This window comes from Streptomyces sp. URMC 124 (assembly GCF_051386455.1).
Lineage (GTDB): Bacteria > Actinomycetota > Actinomycetes > Streptomycetales > Streptomycetaceae > Streptomyces.
Genome location: NZ_JBPQTS010000169.1, coordinates 1 through 14,999, shown reverse-complemented (window position 1 = coordinate 14,999; position 14,999 = coordinate 1). Strand labels below are relative to the sequence as shown.

At 73.8% G+C, this 14,999-nt stretch carries 11 protein-coding genes and 1 pseudogene; 7 read left to right on the top strand and 5 right to left on the bottom strand.

Features of this window, described 5'->3' with window-relative positions:
- The 4 genes and pseudogenes from ACSNOG_RS27530 to ACSNOG_RS27515 all read left to right on the top strand — a co-directional run.
- A pseudogene (locus ACSNOG_RS27530) lies at window positions 1–770 on the top strand (serine/threonine protein kinase); the annotation flags it as partial.
- Between the two features lie 123 nt (window positions 771–893).
- The gene (locus tag ACSNOG_RS27525; protein ID WP_436755400.1) at window positions 894–2,174 is read left to right on the top strand and encodes a PspC domain-containing protein; all 1,281 of its coding nucleotides are present in this window, start codon (window positions 894–896) and stop codon (window positions 2,172–2,174) included.
- The gene (locus tag ACSNOG_RS27520) at window positions 2,171–2,854 is read left to right on the top strand and encodes a LuxR C-terminal-related transcriptional regulator (RefSeq protein WP_179082261.1); all 684 of its coding nucleotides are present in this window, start codon (window positions 2,171–2,173) and stop codon (window positions 2,852–2,854) included. Before ACSNOG_RS27525 ends, ACSNOG_RS27520 begins: the two co-directional genes overlap by 4 nt.
- Before the next feature lie 208 nt (window positions 2,855–3,062).
- Window positions 3,063–4,178, top strand: a complete 1,116-nt coding sequence (locus ACSNOG_RS27515) for an alpha/beta hydrolase (RefSeq protein ID WP_436755399.1) — start codon at window positions 3,063–3,065, stop codon at window positions 4,176–4,178.
- Window positions 4,179–4,246: 68 nt separating this feature from the next.
- On the opposite strand, the gene ACSNOG_RS27510 is transcribed toward ACSNOG_RS27515, so the two are convergent.
- Complete coding sequence (locus ACSNOG_RS27510) at window positions 4,247–5,326, bottom strand: NlpC/P60 family protein (RefSeq protein ID WP_436755401.1); 1,080 nt, start codon at window positions 5,324–5,326, stop codon at window positions 4,247–4,249.
- 308 nt (window positions 5,327–5,634) lie between these two features.
- Here ACSNOG_RS27510 and ACSNOG_RS27505 point away from each other — a divergent pair, with 308 nt between their 5' ends.
- Together ACSNOG_RS27505 and pcrA are read left to right on the top strand one after the other, a co-directional pair.
- The gene (locus tag ACSNOG_RS27505) at window positions 5,635–5,988 is read left to right on the top strand and encodes a hypothetical protein (RefSeq protein ID WP_436755398.1); all 354 of its coding nucleotides are present in this window, start codon (window positions 5,635–5,637) and stop codon (window positions 5,986–5,988) included.
- Window positions 5,989–6,068: 80 nt separating this feature from the next.
- Complete coding sequence (gene pcrA, locus ACSNOG_RS27500) at window positions 6,069–8,534, top strand: DNA helicase PcrA (protein ID WP_436755397.1); 2,466 nt, start codon at window positions 6,069–6,071, stop codon at window positions 8,532–8,534.
- Between the two features lie 61 nt (window positions 8,535–8,595).
- Here the strand turns inward: pcrA and ACSNOG_RS27495 are convergent, their stop codons facing one another.
- Window positions 8,596–10,257, bottom strand: a complete 1,662-nt coding sequence (locus tag ACSNOG_RS27495) for a peptidoglycan DD-metalloendopeptidase family protein (protein WP_436755396.1) — start codon at window positions 10,255–10,257, stop codon at window positions 8,596–8,598.
- 204 nt (window positions 10,258–10,461) lie between these two features.
- Window positions 10,462–11,331 carry an esterase/lipase family protein gene (locus ACSNOG_RS27490; RefSeq protein WP_436755395.1) on the bottom strand — a complete coding sequence of 290 codons (870 nt, stop codon included), beginning with the start codon at window positions 11,329–11,331 and terminating at the stop codon, window positions 10,462–10,464.
- A 354-nt stretch (window positions 11,332–11,685) separates the two neighbouring features.
- Here ACSNOG_RS27490 and ACSNOG_RS27485 point away from each other — a divergent pair, with 354 nt between their 5' ends.
- Window positions 11,686–12,099: a cobalamin B12-binding domain-containing protein gene (locus ACSNOG_RS27485; RefSeq protein ID WP_058045874.1), complete on the top strand. Its 414-nt coding sequence runs from the start codon at window positions 11,686–11,688 to the stop codon at window positions 12,097–12,099.
- Here the strand turns inward: ACSNOG_RS27485 and ACSNOG_RS27480 are convergent.
- Both ACSNOG_RS27480 and ACSNOG_RS27475 read right to left on the bottom strand, forming a co-directional pair.
- Window positions 12,065–13,714: a DUF5691 domain-containing protein gene (locus ACSNOG_RS27480; RefSeq protein WP_436755394.1), complete on the bottom strand. Its 1,650-nt coding sequence runs from the start codon at window positions 13,712–13,714 to the stop codon at window positions 12,065–12,067. The two genes, ACSNOG_RS27485 and ACSNOG_RS27480, sit on opposite strands and share 35 nt — an antisense overlap.
- A 288-nt stretch (window positions 13,715–14,002) precedes the next feature.
- On the bottom strand, window positions 14,003–14,999 hold a 997-nt coding region (locus ACSNOG_RS27475; protein ID WP_436755393.1), incomplete at its 5' end, for an SWIM zinc finger family protein.

Sequence of the window (14,999 nt, the reverse complement as noted above, 5' to 3'; positions counted from 1 at the left end):
GGGCGGCCCCCGCAGCCGCCGACGTCACGTGTACGGCCACGGCGACCGCCCCCTCCGCTGCCCGTGCTGCTGCCGGCGCCCCGGACGCGACCGCCGCCGGCAGCGCCCGCACGGGCCGCCCTGCGCGAAACGGCCGCGGCCGCCGGCCCGTCCTGTGGAGCGCCCTGGCCCTCGTCACCGTCGCCGGCGTCGCGGCCGGCGCGTTCTTCCTGACTCACGGTCAGGCGGACGACGACTCCTCCGCCCAGGCCGCCCCCAGCCGGGACGCCTCCGCGCCCCCGAGCGGCAAAGCGTCCCCGAGCGAGCCCCCGAAGCCGCCGCCCGGCTACCACCTGGTGACGGAGAAGACGGCCGGCGTCTCCTTCCCCGTCCCCGACGGCTGGAAGCGCGGGAAGCTCAAGGAGAGCGACGAGATCCTCTACATCGACCCCAGCGGACTGGTGGGCCTGCGGGTCTCCGTCCTCGACCTCGCGAGCAGCGACCCCCTCCAGCGCTGGAAGGACGACGAGACGAAGTCCGTCAAGGAGGGCAAGCTGCCCGGCTACCACCAGCTGCGCATGCAGGGCACGGAGTACCGCGGGCAGCCCGCGGCGATCTGGGAGTTCACGTGGCAGGGCCGGGCGCGCGAGTACCGGGCCGCCGACCTCGGGTTCGGCCGGCCGGGCGGGAAGGAGTACGCGATCTACCTCTCGGCGCCCAAGGCCGACTGGCACAAGCACAGCCAGGTCTTCGACGTGGTGCGCGAGGGATTCCGGCCCGACGCCCGGTGACTGCGGTGGTCCCGGCCCACCGCGCCCGGCAGGGGCGTTCCGCCCAGTAGGGGTCCCGTCACAGGGTCCCGTCAGGGGCGAACCCTGATGCCGCGGCCCCCGCGGGCATGTGACGATCAGTGCATGACCGCCCCCGCCCGCCCGCAGCACCCCGACGGCCCACCCCTGCGCAAGCTCTACCGCAGCGCCGAGGGCCGCATGCTCGGCGGTGTCGCGCGCGGGCTCGCGGGGCACCTGGGCCTGCCGGTGTCGTGGGTGCGCCTGGTCTTCGTCGCGCTGCTGCTGGCGCAGGGCATGGGCGCCGTGCTGTACGCGGTGTTCTGGTTCGTGGTCCCGCTCGGCGTAGGCGGCGTCGACGCCCCGCGCCCGGTGGCCGCCGAGCCGGGCGCGGGCGACCGCAGGCGGCTCTTCGCCCGCAAGCCGGACCGCGGGCAGGTCGTCGCGCTCGTCGCCCTGGTCATCGGCGCCGCGATCTTCCTGGACAACCTCCACCTCGGCCGCGCCAACGCCTACATCTGGCCGCTGCTGCTCGTCGGCGCCGGCGTCGCCCTCGTCTGGCGCCAGGCCGACAACGCCCGCCGGGCCCACTGGATGGAGGTCGGCCGCAGCAAGCGGGTCCTGCCGCTCGCCCGCGGCGCGGCCGGCGTGGCCCTGGCCGCCGCCGGCGTCACGGGCATCGTCGTCCTCCAGGGCTCCGCCGAGCACCTGGGTACCGTCCTGCAGGCGTCGCTCGCCGTCCTGGTCGGCATAGCGCTGCTGGCCGGGCCCTCCCTCGTCCGCATGACCCAGGACCTCTCCGCCGAGCGCACGATGCGCATCCGGGCCCAGGAGCGCGCCGAGGTCGCGGCCCACGTCCACGACTCCGTCCTGCACACCCTCACCCTGATCCAGCGCAACGCCGAGGACCCCCGCGAGGTCGCCCGCCTGGCCCGGGCCCAGGAGCGCGAGCTGCGCGCCTGGCTCTACAGGCCGGAGGGCCGCGGGAAGGACGAGGCCGAGGAGCCGGACACCCTCGCCGAGGCCGTCAAGGCCACCGCCGCCGAGGTCGAGGACCACCACGGCGTGCCCATCGAGGTGGTCGTCGTCGGCGACTGCCCGCTGGACGAGCGCCTGGCCGCCCAGATGCAAGCCGCCCGTGAGGCCATGGTCAACGCCGCCAAGTACGGTGGCGAAGGCGGCGCCGTCCAGGTGTACGCCGAGGTCGAGGGGCGTACGGTCTTCCTCTCCGTGCGCGACCGCGGCCCCGGCTTCGACCCGGACGCGGTGCCGGGCGACCGCATGGGCGTCCGCGAATCCATCATCGGCCGGATGCAGCGCAACGGCGGCACGGCGAGACTGCGGTCCGTGCCCGGTGGGGGAACCGAAGTGGAGCTGGAAATGGAGAGGGCGGAGAACGCGTCATGACGACCGAAGAGACGGTGCAGCGCCACGCACGGGTGGTGCTGGTGGACGACCACCGCATGTTCCGTACGGGCGTGCAGGCCGAGATCGGGGCCACCGACCGCACGGGCGTCGAGGTCGTCGGCGAGGCCGCCGACGTCGACCAGGCGGTCACGGTCATCACCGCCACCCGCCCCGAGGTCGTCCTGCTCGACGTCCACCTCCCCGGCGGCGGCGGGGTCGAGGTGCTGCGCCGCTGCGCGCCCCTGATGGCCGACGCCGAGCGCCCGGTCCGCTTCCTGGCCCTGTCCGTCTCCGACGCCGCGGAGGACGTCATCGGCGTCATCCGCGGCGGCGCCCGCGGCTACGTCACCAAGACCATCACCGGCGCGGACCTGATCGACGCCGTCTTCCGCGTCAAGGACGGCGACGCCGTCTTCTCCCCGCGGCTGGCCGGTTTCGTCCTCGACGCCTTTGCCTCCACCGACGCCCCGCCCGTCGACGAGGACCTCGACCGGCTCACCCAGCGGGAGCGCGAGGTGCTCCGCCTGATCGCCCGCGGCTACGCCTACAAGGAGATCGCCAAGCAGCTCTTCATCTCGGTGAAGACGGTCGAGTCGCACGTCTCGGCGGTGCTGCGCAAGCTCCAGCTCTCCAACCGCCACGAGCTGACCCGGTGGGCGACGGCCCGGCGCCTGGTCTGATCCGGCCGCCGCCCGGGCCGCCGCGGCAACGGTCCCCGGCGCCCGGTCCCCGGCCTTACGGTTCGAACCCGAATTCGGATAAGCCCCGGTCACCCGGGCGTGGCGGCGGAACCCCGCCGGTCCGCCGGCCCTCTTGAACGGACGAGAGGCTCTCACTCACGCAGGGCCCCGGCCCCGCGCGGGGCCCGAGATCCGAAACGAGAGCCGGATGAGTCTGACGGGGACCCCCTTCCTCCTCACCACGATCGCGCTGGTGGTGGTGGCGCTCGTGCTGCCCCTCACGCTGTGGGGCAGGATCGGCGGGCCCAAGCTGCTGCGCCAGGCGGCGCGGCTGCTGATGCTGCTGTTCGCCCAGGTCACCGCCATAGCCATGGTGTTCGTGATGGTCAACAACGCCAACGGCCTCTTCGACAACTGGGACGACCTGCTGGGCACCGGCGACCACGTCCGCACCGCGGCCGACCTCGGCCCCGACGGCACCGGCGGCAAGAACCTCGACGCCGCGCCCAAGGACCCGCAGAAGTTCAAGCCCGCCTCCGACAAGAGGATGGGCCCGGGCGTGCAGGAGACCCAGCTCAAGGGCCGAATATCGGGCGTGGAGGGCGAGGTCTACGTCTGGCTGCCGCCGCAGTACGACGACCCCGCGTACAAGGACAAGAAGTTCCCCGTGGTCGAGGTCCTCCCGGGCTTCCCCGGCTCCGCGAAGGCCTGGTTCGGCACGCTGGAGGTGGGCAGCCAGCTCAAGCCGATGATGGAGAAGGGCGAGGTCGAGCCGTTCATCATCGTGGCCCCGCGGACCACGCTCCTCGGCGACGTGGACACCGGCTGCGCCAACACCCCGGGCAAGGTCAACGCCGACACCTGGCTCAGCGTCGACGTCCGCAAGATGGTCGTGGACACCTTCCGCGCGCAGGAGAAGCCCGAGGGCTGGGCCGTCGCCGGCTACTCGGCGGGCGCGCACTGCGCCACCAAACTGGCCGTCGCCCACCCCGACCGCTACCGCGCGGGCGTCAGCCTCTCCGGCTACAACGACCCCGCCGGCGAGCCCGCCTCGCTCACCGCGAAGACGCCCGGGCTGCGCGAGGAGAACAATCCCCTGAAGATGCTGCAGCGGGCCAAGACGCCGCCGCACGTGGCGCTGTTCGTCTCCGGCGCGGAGGGCGACGGCTACCAGGGCGGCACGGCCCTCAAGCAGGCGGCCAAGGCTCCGACGACCGTGCACGTGGTGAAGGTCCCCGCGGGTGCGGGCGGCCACGGCACGGCCGTGTGGAAGCGGCAGGTCCCCGACGTCTTCCGGTGGCTCTCGCAGCAGATCAAGCCGTAGCCCGTAGCCCGCCCCGTAGCCGGTAGCCCGTAGCCCGTAGCTCTGCGGAGCCCCGCGCGGGCCCGGCGTCACACCGGCCGGGACGCCCCCGCGAAGGGCATCTCGTCGACCGGGGCGATCCTGACCGGCGCGCCCGGGTGCGGGGCGTGGATCATCCGCCCGCCGCCGACGTAGAGCCCCACGTGGCTGACGCCCGAGTAGAAGAACACCAGGTCGCCGGGGGCGAGCGCGCTCCGGGAGATCCGCCGTCCCACGTTGATCTGCGTGTACGTGGTGCGCGGCAGCGAGACGCCCGCCGCCTGCCAGGCGGCCTGGGTGAGCCCCGAGCAGTCGAAGGCGGCGGGGCCGGTCGCCCCCCACACGTACGGCTTGCCGAGCGCGGAGTACGCGAAGGCGACGGCCCGTGCGGCCCGCTCCGTGGGGGCCTGCACGCCGCCGCGCGGCGCGGCCGAGCGGTCGGCCCGTACGGCCGTGGCGGCGCCCGCCCCGCCGGCTGCGTCCCCGCGCTCGACGGCGGCGCGCTCCTCCTCCGGAAGCTCCGCCAGCACCCTCCTGGCCTCCGCCAGCTTGCCCTCGACGGTCCGCTTGTGGCGGGCGAGGCCGGCCTGCTCCTGCTTGAGCTCCGCGAGGCGGGCGTCGGCGGCGGTGCGGACCTGCCGGATCTCCCGCACCTCGCGTTCGTAACGGCTGACGGCCGCCGCCTGCCGGCTGCCCGCCTGGTGGGCCAGGGAGGCCCGCTCCAGGTACTGGCCGGGGGAGGAGGAGAGCATCAGCCGCACGCTCGGGGGCATCCCGCCCTCGCGGTACTGGGCGGTGGCATAGGAGCCCAGGGCGTTGCGGGCGGTGTTGAGCCGCTCGGTCCTGCGGGCGGCCCGGTCGCGCAGCCCTTCGAGGGCCGCCTCCGCGCGGTCGGCCTTCTCCTTGGCGCCGTTGTACCGCTCGGTGGCCTCCTCGGCCTCCCGGTAGTACCGGTCGGCCTGGGCTCTGAGCTGGGCCGTGGACGGCGGGGGAGCGGCCTGCGCGGTGCCGTCGACGAGGGTGACGGTGGCGGCGCCCGCGAGGGCGAGACCGGCCGCCGTCCGTACGGTGCCGCTGGTGAGCGGGTGCTGCCTGGGCTTGCGGTGTGCTGCTGCCACGCCGGCCGTCACTTCCTTCCAGACCTGCTGTTCCTGCCCGGCCCGCCGGGCTCGGGGGCCGGGCCGGACGGTGCCCGGCGGCGGTCCTTCACGAGGGGGGAGAGCGGGGACCGCCGCCGTCTGGGCCAGGACGCTATTCCGCAGGGTCACGCTCCAGAACACAGATGACCGGTAGTGGATGAAATCGTTCGCGGCGCTTAGGCCAGTGATCATGTCGACCCCGCCCCCACGGATGGATATATGCCGCCCGTGACCGAAGTGGCGATTGCGCCCCACCTGCCTGCCCGTGGGTGATATGGCCCCCGCTAGGGTCAGGGCCCATGGACGTACTCATTCACGCCGTCGTCGGCCTGCACATCGTCGGCATCGGCGCGCTGCTCGGCGGCTTCATGACCCAGATGAAGGCCATGGGCAGGGGCGAGGCGCGGATGGTGCCCGCCATGCTGCACGGCGCGCTGACCATGCTGGTCACGGGCGTGGCGCTGGTGGGCCTCCACCAGGCGCAGGACCACACCCTGAACATGGTCAAGATCGGCACCAAGCTGGCGCTGCTCGTCGTGATCCTCGGCCTGGTCTACGTCAAGCGCGACGACGAGAAGGTCCCGGCCCCGGTCTTCGGCGCGGTCGGCGCGCTGACCGTGGTGAACATCTTCATCGCGGTGATGTGGGTCTGACCTCCCGGGCTGTGGGGGTGACCACTGTCGCCGGGAATCCGGGCCCGGCTGTCAGTGGGGCGGCCTAGACTCGGGAGGCGATGAGCAGCCTCTTTGACGACAGCTTCCTGGCGGACCTCGGCCCCGCGGACGAGGAGCACGCCCCTCCCCCGGAGGACGCGGCCCCCGAGCCGGTGCCGCACGATCTCTTCCAGGGCGCCTTCGACGTGCCCGTCCCCCGCGAGGCCTACTACCGCGACGGCGCCCACCGCCCCGCCGTGGACCCCGCCGCCCTGCTCGAGGGGATGAACGAGCAGCAGCGCGCCGCAGTGGTGCACACCGGCTCCCCCCTGCTCATCGTCGCCGGCGCGGGCTCCGGCAAGACGCGGGTGCTCACCCACCGCATCGCCCACCTCCTGGGCGCCCGGCACGTGCACCCCGGCCAGATCCTCGCGATCACCTTCACCAACAAGGCCGCGGGCGAGATGAAGGAGCGCGTCGAGCAGCTCGTCGGCCCCCGGGCCAACGCCATGTGGGTGATGACGTTCCACAGCGCGTGCGTGCGGATCCTGCGCAGGGAGAGCAAGAAGCTCGGCTTCACCTCGTCGTTCTCGATCTACGACGCGGCCGACTCCAAGCGGCTCATGGCGCTCGTCTGCCGGGACCTCGACCCGAAGAAGTTCCCGCCGAAGTCCTTCAGCGCGAAGATCTCCAACCTGAAGAACGAGCTCATCGACGAGGAGGCGTTCGCCGCGCAGGCGGCCGACGGCTTCGAGAAGACGCTCGCCGAGGCGTACGCGATGTACCAGTCGCGGCTGCGCGAGGCCAACGCCCTCGACTTCGACGACATCATCATGACCACGGTGCACCTGCTCCAGGCCTTCCCGGACGTGGCCGAGCACTACCGCCGCCGCTTCCGGCACGTCCTGGTCGACGAGTACCAGGACACCAACCACGCGCAGTACACCCTCGTGCGCGAGCTCGTCGGCACCGCGGAGTCGGCGCCCGAGGAGGGCCCGGCCGAGCTGTGCGTCGTCGGTGACGCCGACCAGTCGATCTACGCCTTCCGCGGCGCCACCATCCGCAACATCCTCCAGTTCGAGGAGGACTACCCCGACGCCACGACGATCCTGCTGGAGCAGAACTACCGCTCCACGCAGACGATCCTCAACGCCGCCAACGCCGTCATCGAGCGCAACGAGAGCCGGCGCCCGAAGAACCTGTGGACCGAGGCCGGCGCCGGCCCGGCCATCACCGGCTACGTCGCCGACACCGAGCACGACGAGGCCCAGTTCGTCGCCGACGAGATCGACCGCCTCACGGACGCCGGCGACGCCAAGGCCGGGGACGTCGCCGTCTTCTACCGGACCAACGCCCAGTCCCGCGTCTTCGAAGAGATCTTCATCCGCGTCGGCCTGCCCTACAAGGTCGTCGGCGGCGTGCGCTTCTACGAGCGCAAGGAGGTCCGCGACGTCCTGGCCTACCTGCGCGTCCTGGCCAACCCCGAGGACACCGTCCCGCTGCGGCGCATCCTCAACGTGCCCAAGCGCGGCATCGGCGAGCGCGCCGAAGCCATGATCGACGCCCTGTCGCTGCGCGAGAAGATCAGCTTCTCGCAGGCGCTGCGCCGCGTCGACGAGGCCTACGGCATGGCCGCCCGCTCGACGAACGCGGTCAAGCGCTTCAACGTCCTCATGGAGGAGCTGCGCACGATCGCCGAGTCCGGCGCGGGCCCCGCCACCGTCCTGGAAGCGGTGCTGGAGCGCACGGGCTATCTCGCCGAGCTCCAGGCCTCCACCGACCCCCAGGACGAGACCCGCGTGGAGAACCTGCAGGAGCTCGCGGCCGTGGCCCTGGAGTTCGAGCAGGAGCGCGCTTCCGAGGAAGGGGAGAACCCCGGCACGCTGGCCGAGTTCCTGGAGAAGGTGGCCCTCGTCGCCGACTCCGACCAGATCCCCGACGAGGACGCGGACGGCTCCGGCGTCATCACGCTGATGACCCTGCACACCGCGAAGGGCCTGGAGTTCCCCGTCGTCTTCCTCACCGGCATGGAGGACGGCGTCTTCCCGCACATGCGCGCCCTCGGCCAGACCAAGGAGCTGGAGGAGGAGCGCCGCCTGGCCTACGTGGGCATCACCCGCGCCCGGGAGCGGCTGTTCCTGACGCGCGCGAGCATGCGCAGCGCGTGGGGCCAGCCCGCGTACAACCCGCCGTCGCGGTTCCTCGAGGAGATCCCCGACCAGTACGTGCAGTGGCGGCGCACCGGGCCCGCGAAGCCGTCGGCGTCGATGAGCGCGATCGGCTCGGGCGGCGGCGGTGCGGGGTCCGGCATCATGTCGGGCTTCACGTCGCGCAAGGCCGGCCCGTCCGGCTTCGCCACGCGCCGGGCCAAGGACCGGCCCGTGGTGGCGCTGGCCGTGGGCGACCGGGTCACGCACGACTCGTTCGGGCTCGGCACCGTCGTCGCGGTCAAGGGCAGCGGCGACAACGCCGAGGCCACGGTCGACTTCGGCGAGGAGAAGCCGAAGCGGCTGCTCCTGCGCTACGCCCCGGTCGAGAAGCTCTAGCCGTCCCGGCGGAGGAAGAGCCGCCCGGCCGGGCCGGCTATCCGGCTATCCGGCTGGTCGGTTACGTGGGGTCGTAGCCGTGCGCGCGCAGCCACGGCAGGGGGTCCACGGCGGAGCCGCCCGGGCGGACCTCGAAGTGCAGGTGCGGGCCGGTGGAGTTGCCGGAGTTGCCGGAGTAGGCGATGACGTCGCCGGCCTTGACCTGGCCGGAGCGGAGTTTGGTGCTGCTGAGGTGGCAGTACCAGGTCTCGACGCCGTCGGGCGACGTCACTATGGCCATGTTTCCGTAGGCCACGTTGTACTGCGTGCGGACCGTGCCGTCCGTGGCGGCCATGACCGGCGTGCCGTAGCTGACCGGGAAGTCGATGCCGGTGTGCACGGACATCCAGTTGACGCCCGCCTGGCCGTACATCGCGCTGAGGCCGTGCTGCGCGACGGGGAGGGAGAACTTCGGGCGCTCGGCCTCCTTGCGGGCCGCTTCCTCCGCTTTACGTTTCTTCTCCGCTTCCTGCCGCGCCTTGAGGTCGATGCGCTCCTGGGTGCGGTTGGCGCGGGTCGCGAAGTCGTCGGCGCCGTGGCTGAGGCTCGCGAGCTGGGTGTCCAGCTTGCTGTTGGCGACGGAGGGCGGGGGCGCGCTGTCCGGGGCGGACGCCGCCTGGGGCTGCTTGGTGTCGCTCTCCCCGCCGGAGACGGTCGCGGCGGCGATCCCGGCGACCCCTATGACGGCCACCGACGGCACGGCGACGGTCAGCAGGGCCTTGCGGCGCGGCCGGTAACCGGTGCGGGCGGGCGCGCCCTTGCGGCGGCTGCCGCGGGTGTGGGAGTCGCGGGGGGCAGCGCCGTCCCGGTCGGCCGGGGCGGCCGGGCCGGGCTCGTCGAGGGACGGCGGGACGAACAGCATGGCCTGCGTCTCGGCGTTCGCGACGGCACCGGCGGGGGAGGTGTCCTCCTCGCCGGAGTGCTGCCGGTCCGCTTCGTCCCTCGCGGGCGCGGAGTCCATGGCCGCCATGGCGGAGAGGTCGGTCATGAGGGTCGGGGCGTGCTCGGGCTCGCTCTGCGCGCCGTCCACGGAGGCGTAGGCACCGGCATCCCAGATCTGGGTCTGCCCGGCGCCCGCCTCCCACTGGCCGGCCCCGGTCTCCCACTGGCCCGAGGTGTCCCACTGCCCGGAGGTGTCGCTTCCCCCGACCCCCTCCGGGAGGTGCCCCCATCCCGAGGCGTTCGCCTGGCCGGAGCCGTCCCATGAAGTGAACTGCCCGGTTCCCGCCGTGTCCCAGCCCTGTGCGGCGGGCTGCTCGGGGGCCTGGTCCCGGGCCTGGTCGGGGAAGGCGGTCCGGCCGGTCAGCTCCCAGTGGCCGGAGGTGTCGTAGGCGCCGTTCGCCCCCCAGGCGCTCGGCGTCATCGCGCCGGTGTCCCACTGCCCGGTGGCGAGGGCCGAGGCGCCGGCGGAGGTGTCCCACTGCCCGGTGGCCTGCCCCGCGGCGTCGGCCTGCCCGGTGTCGTAGGCGCTGAAGTCCCAGATCTGGGTCTGGCCGGTGACGCCGCCCCACTGGCTGGTGGTGGCCCACTGGCCGGTGGTCTCCCACTGACCGCTGTCGTAGCCGTCGTACCCGGTGTAGTTGTGCGGTGCGCTCTGCTGACCGTACGACGCGTACTGCCCGTAGGAGCCGTCCTGAGCGGGGTCGGACGGGCCGGGGCCCGCCGCCGGGTGACGGTCGTTCACCACCACTTCTCTTTCGCCGAGGGAGGAGAATTAGCGGCGACTGTACCCGGCGGTATGGGACGGCGACAATCTTCGTCACGTTTCGGGCGGCCGGGCCCCGGGCATTTGGCCGCCTTTTGGTGGACTGAACCCCTGAAAACCGATTTGACGTTCGATCCGCGTTCGGTTTCGAGGCCTTCGGAGTGCTCGGGGGAGGCCGGTGAATCAGGCGACGACGGACGCCGCCCCCGAGGCGTCGTCCTGCGCCTCTTCCGTGGTCAGAGCCTGTCGTATGCCGGCGGCCACTTCCCCGTGCACCGGCAGGGCGAGGTGCCCCACGCCCGTCACGCGGACATTGCGCGCGCTCAGATCCGGGTGGTCGATGCGCGCGCATTCCACCGGCACCATCAATTGGTCCAGGTCACTCCAGAAACCGATGAATTGCGTTGCGCAATCCGGTGCGGGGCCCGCGAGTTCGGCGACGATGTCGGAACCCGGGCGCATCTGGCGCACCAGGGGATGCGCCGGCAGCAGCGACGCCGCACGGGTGCCCGTGTGCGGCGTGCCGAGCGTGACCAGGGTCCTGACGCGGACGTCGCCCCCCATCCGCTGGACGTAATAGCGCGCGATCAGGCCGCCGAGGCTGTGCCCCACCACGTCGACCCGCTGCTGACCCGTGCGGGCGCAGATGTCCTCGACGTGGTGGCCGAGCCGGCGGGCGGCGGTGCGGATGTCGCAGGTCAGGGGCGAGTAGTTGAGCGATTCGACCTGCCGCCAGCCGTGCCGGCGCAGGGATCTGCGCAGGAGCACGAAGACCGAACGGTTGTCGATGAAGCCGTGGAGGAGCAGAACAGGCAGATGACCTTCTTGTCCTGTTTCAGCTGATTCATGCAGTCCGGGTGTGTCGGGCGTGTCGGCGGCGGCCGGAAGCGTGGGCAGCACCCGCCGGGGCGGCGGACGCTCCTGCACGACACCGGTCGGATAGAGCAGCAGATGACCGGTGAGAATCGCCAGCTCCAGCACCGTGGACCGGACGAGCGCGGTCGACGGGCGCAGCAAGGCGGCAAGGATGGTGATGAAGGGCAGGGTCCTCATGGCGGCCTCCCGAACGGCACCCGGGAAGCGTGGCTGTCGTCCCCCGTGTGCGCCCACGGGCAGCTGCGTGCGACCGGCCGCACCGCTGTGCCGTGCGGCTGTCGGCACAGTGGTGCGGCGGCCTCGCCGCGGCTCCCCTCGCGACCGCCCGGAAGAACTCGCCGCCCCGGCGACGCGGGTGGCTGGGCGACCCGTAAGACGCGGAAGCGCGCGGACGGTGCGTAGCGACGTGTTGTCCCACGTGTGATTTCCCCCTCGCTCCGCACCGCGAAACTGCCGCGTGCGGGATGCTGGAGATAACGTTCGTTCACATCCCTGGGCGCCGGTTACCGGCGGTCGTACATGGAGGCAGTGATGGGAGTGACCGGTCCGATCCGCGTGGTGGTGGCCAAGCCCGGGCTCGACGGCCATGACCGCGGCGCGAAGGTCATCGCACGGGCGCTGCGCGACGCCGGCATGGAGGTCATCTACACGGGCCTCCACCAGACGCCCGAGCAGATCGTGGACACCGCCATCCAGGAGGACGCCGACGCGATCGGCCTGTCCATCCTCTCCGGCGCCCACAACACCCTGTTCGCCAAGGTCCTGGAGCTGCTGCGCGAGCGCGACGCGGAGGACATCAAGGTCTTCGGCGGCGGGATCATCCCCGAGGCGGACATCGCGCCGCTGAAGGAGCAGGGCGTCGCCGCGATCTTCACGCCGGGGGCCACCACGGCCTCCATCGTGGAGTGGGTCAACGCGAACGTCCGCCAGCCGACGGAGGCCTGACGGCGCCGGCGTCCCCGCCCGCCAGCTCCTCGCGCATCGTGGCCCGCAGGCGCAGCGTGCCCACGAGGCGCTGGAACGCCTCCGCCCAGTACGCGGCGGACCCGGCGCCGGCCGTGGCGGAGGCGTGCGTGCCGGAAGCGTGCGCTTCCGAGCCGTCCGCGGCGGGCTCCTCCGGCAGCACGGTCAGCCCCTCCAGGCGGTCGGCCTGCGCCGGGTCCAGACAGCGCTCGGCCAGGCCCATCACCCCGCTGAAGCTCCACGGATAACCGCCCGCGTCGCGGGCGGTGTCCAGGGCGTCCACGATCGCCCGGCCCAGCGGCTCCGCCCACGGCACCGCACACACCCCCAGCAGCCGGAACGCGTCCGACAGGCCGTGCGCCGAGACGAACTCCGCCACCCACGCCGCCCGCTCCTGCGGCGGCAGCGCCGACAGCAGCTTCGCCGGATCCCGCCACGACGCGCCCTCGGCCGCGGGCGGGGCCGACGCCGGGCCGAGCAGCGCCCGCGCCCACTCCGCGTCCCCTTGCCGGACCGCGGCCCGGCACCAGGCGGCGTGCAGCTCGGGCTGCCAGCCGTCCGCCACCGGCAGCGCCACGACGCCCGCCGGGCTCCGGCCGCCGAACCGCTCCGACCAGGCCGCCAGCGGGGCCGCCTCCACGATCTGGGCCAGCCACCACGAGCGCTCCCCGCGGCCCGACGGCGGCTTCACGACGACGCCGTCGCGCTGCATGCCCTTGTCGCACTCGTGCGGTGCCTCCACCGCGATCCGCGGGCCCTCGCCCTCGCCCGTGCGGTCCAGGGAGACGCAGCTGCGGGCCCGTTCGGCCATCCGGGCCGCGAGCGCCGAGCCGGGCAGCGCCGACAGCAGCTCCGCGGCGGTGGCCCGGACGTTGCGGCTGCGGTCGGACAGGGCACGCTCCAGGAACGGCTCGTCCTGCGCGGACAGCCCCTCGCGCAGCGCGTCCAGGAACATCAGGCGGTCCTCGGCCCGCTCCGTCGCCCACGAGCCGGTGAGCAGGTCACGGGCCGCCGCGGGGTCGCGCTGCCGCACGGAGGCCAGGAACGCGGCCCGCTCGGCGAACAGGCCCTCCTCCCAGACGGACGTGGCCGTGCTCGCCGCCGGGCCGGCCCGCAGGGCGTACTTCCACTGCGGGTTGAGCGCCGCCAGCCACCGCGCGCGGGGCCCGGCGAAGACGAGCGCCTCCGGGCGCAGATCGCTCCGGGACCTGGCCGTCTCCAGGAGGGCGGGCAGCAGTTCGGGAGGCGCCTGGTAGCCGTGCGCGTTGGCGGCGGCCAGCCACTGGGGCAGCAGCTCCGTCAGGTCCGGGGCGGCGCCCCGGCGCCCGGCGCCGCCCCCGCTGCGGTCGGCCAGCAACAGCGCGAGCCGCCGCCGGGCCGCCGGCGGCAGTGGCGGCCGGGCGTCCAGCGGCGCCGGGGCGGGCCGCGCGTGCGCCACGGCCGGGGCCGCCCCGGCGCGGCCCCGCACGGTGTCCACCGCGGCGGCGTCCAGCAACGCCACGGCGACGTCCTGCCCGGCCCGCGCCACCACGGGCGGCCTCCGCCGCCCGGTCCCGAGCAGAGCGGACGTGACGAGCTCGTCCCAAGTACGGTTCAAGGCGCTGCCTTTCGTGTGCTGCCCGACGCGGTGACACCGCCGGTGGGGTTGACGGGTGGTTGTTCGCCGTCGCGGCGGGGGTGAGGGGTGGGCCCCTTCTTGTGTCCGCCGTGGCGGTGATCGGCCAGGGTGGTGGTGTCCGGCGGTGCCGGGTCGGGCTGCTCGGGGTGGGTGCGGCACCGCCGGTGGGGTTGGTGGGTGGTTGCTCGCCGTCGCGGCGGGGGTGAGGGGTGGGTGGCCGTCGCATGCTGTCTGCCCCTCTTGTGCCCGTGGTGGTGGGGCGAGTTGTCAGAGGGCCACCGGGGCCGGGGACCATGTGGCCAGCGGGACGGCGCCCCTGTGGCCGTGTTCGGCGAAGACGGTGATCGGGGCGCCGGCCGATATGGAGGCCAGTTGCCACAAGGGCGTCGAGTCGCGGTGCCTGGAGTCGACCGGCAGGGCCGAGTCGCCGTGCGCGTCGGCCAGTTGCCAGTTCCCGTCCGGGCCCTGGACCGGGACGACGTCTTCGAGGACGACCGGCCACGCCTCCAGCCAAGGGTCGTCGCGCAGAGCGTCCCCGTACGCGGAGAGGGCCGCTTCCACGCCGCCGCCCGGCGGCGGGCCCGCGCCCTCCGCCGGCGGGGCGTGACGCGTGCCGAGCGCGGCGCGGAGCGGGCGCGCCGCCGGGTAGTACACGAGGTCCGCGTCGAGGGACAGGCCCACCGGCAGCGACAGTTCCGGTGCCCGGCCGGCGACCCCGTAGGAGAGGAGCAGGGCCGTGCGGCCCGACTTCCGGCCGTGGAGCCAGATCCGGCGGGTGACCAGGCGCCCGTCGTCACCGTCCCGCTGTGCCAGGACCAGCCAGTCGTCGCGCACCGCCGGCCCGGACGCGAGCAGCGCCGCGGCGTCCGTGGTCAGGCCGACCCGCGACCGGACCGTCGCGGCCAGCGGCTCCGGCAGCTCCTCCAGGCGCAGCCAGCCCTGGTTGAGGGTGTGCAGCAGGGCGCACTCCTCCAGCAGCCGGCCCGCCCAGTCGGCCCCCGAGCCCGGCAGGGACGCCAACTCCCGTACGCGCGCCGCCAGGCCGGGCGCCTGGGCGTCGACCATGCGGGCCGCCGTCTCGTCCCACTGCCCGTACCCCGCGCCCTCCGCGGCCGCCAGCCCCCCGCGCAGGAGATCGGCGAGCCGCTGCTCCAACTCCGTGACGCCCGCGGCGATCCGCTCCGCCCGGCGCTCCCCGCGCCGCCGGGCGGCCTCCTCGTCCGCGGGCGTCGCACCCCCCGCCGCGGCCGCACCGGCCGCGGCC

What these genes read in the sequence shown, in the direction of transcription:
- ACSNOG_RS27525 (WP_436755400.1), top strand. Translation starts at nt 894, where the DNA reads ATGACCGCCCCCGCCCGCCCGCAGCACCCCGACGGCCCACCCCTGCGC.
- ACSNOG_RS27520 (WP_179082261.1), top strand. Translation starts at nt 2,171, where the DNA reads ATGACGACCGAAGAGACGGTGCAGCGCCACGCACGGGTGGTGCTGGTG.
- ACSNOG_RS27515 (WP_436755399.1), top strand. Translation starts at nt 3,063, where the DNA reads ATGAGTCTGACGGGGACCCCCTTCCTCCTCACCACGATCGCGCTGGTG.
- ACSNOG_RS27505 (WP_436755398.1), top strand. Translation starts at nt 5,635, where the DNA reads ATGGACGTACTCATTCACGCCGTCGTCGGCCTGCACATCGTCGGCATC.
- pcrA (WP_436755397.1), top strand. Translation starts at nt 6,069, where the DNA reads ATGAGCAGCCTCTTTGACGACAGCTTCCTGGCGGACCTCGGCCCCGCG.
- ACSNOG_RS27490 (WP_436755395.1), bottom strand. Translation starts at nt 11,331, where the DNA reads ATGAGGACCCTGCCCTTCATCACCATCCTTGCCGCCTTGCTGCGCCCG.
- ACSNOG_RS27485 (WP_058045874.1), top strand. Translation starts at nt 11,686, where the DNA reads ATGGGAGTGACCGGTCCGATCCGCGTGGTGGTGGCCAAGCCCGGGCTC.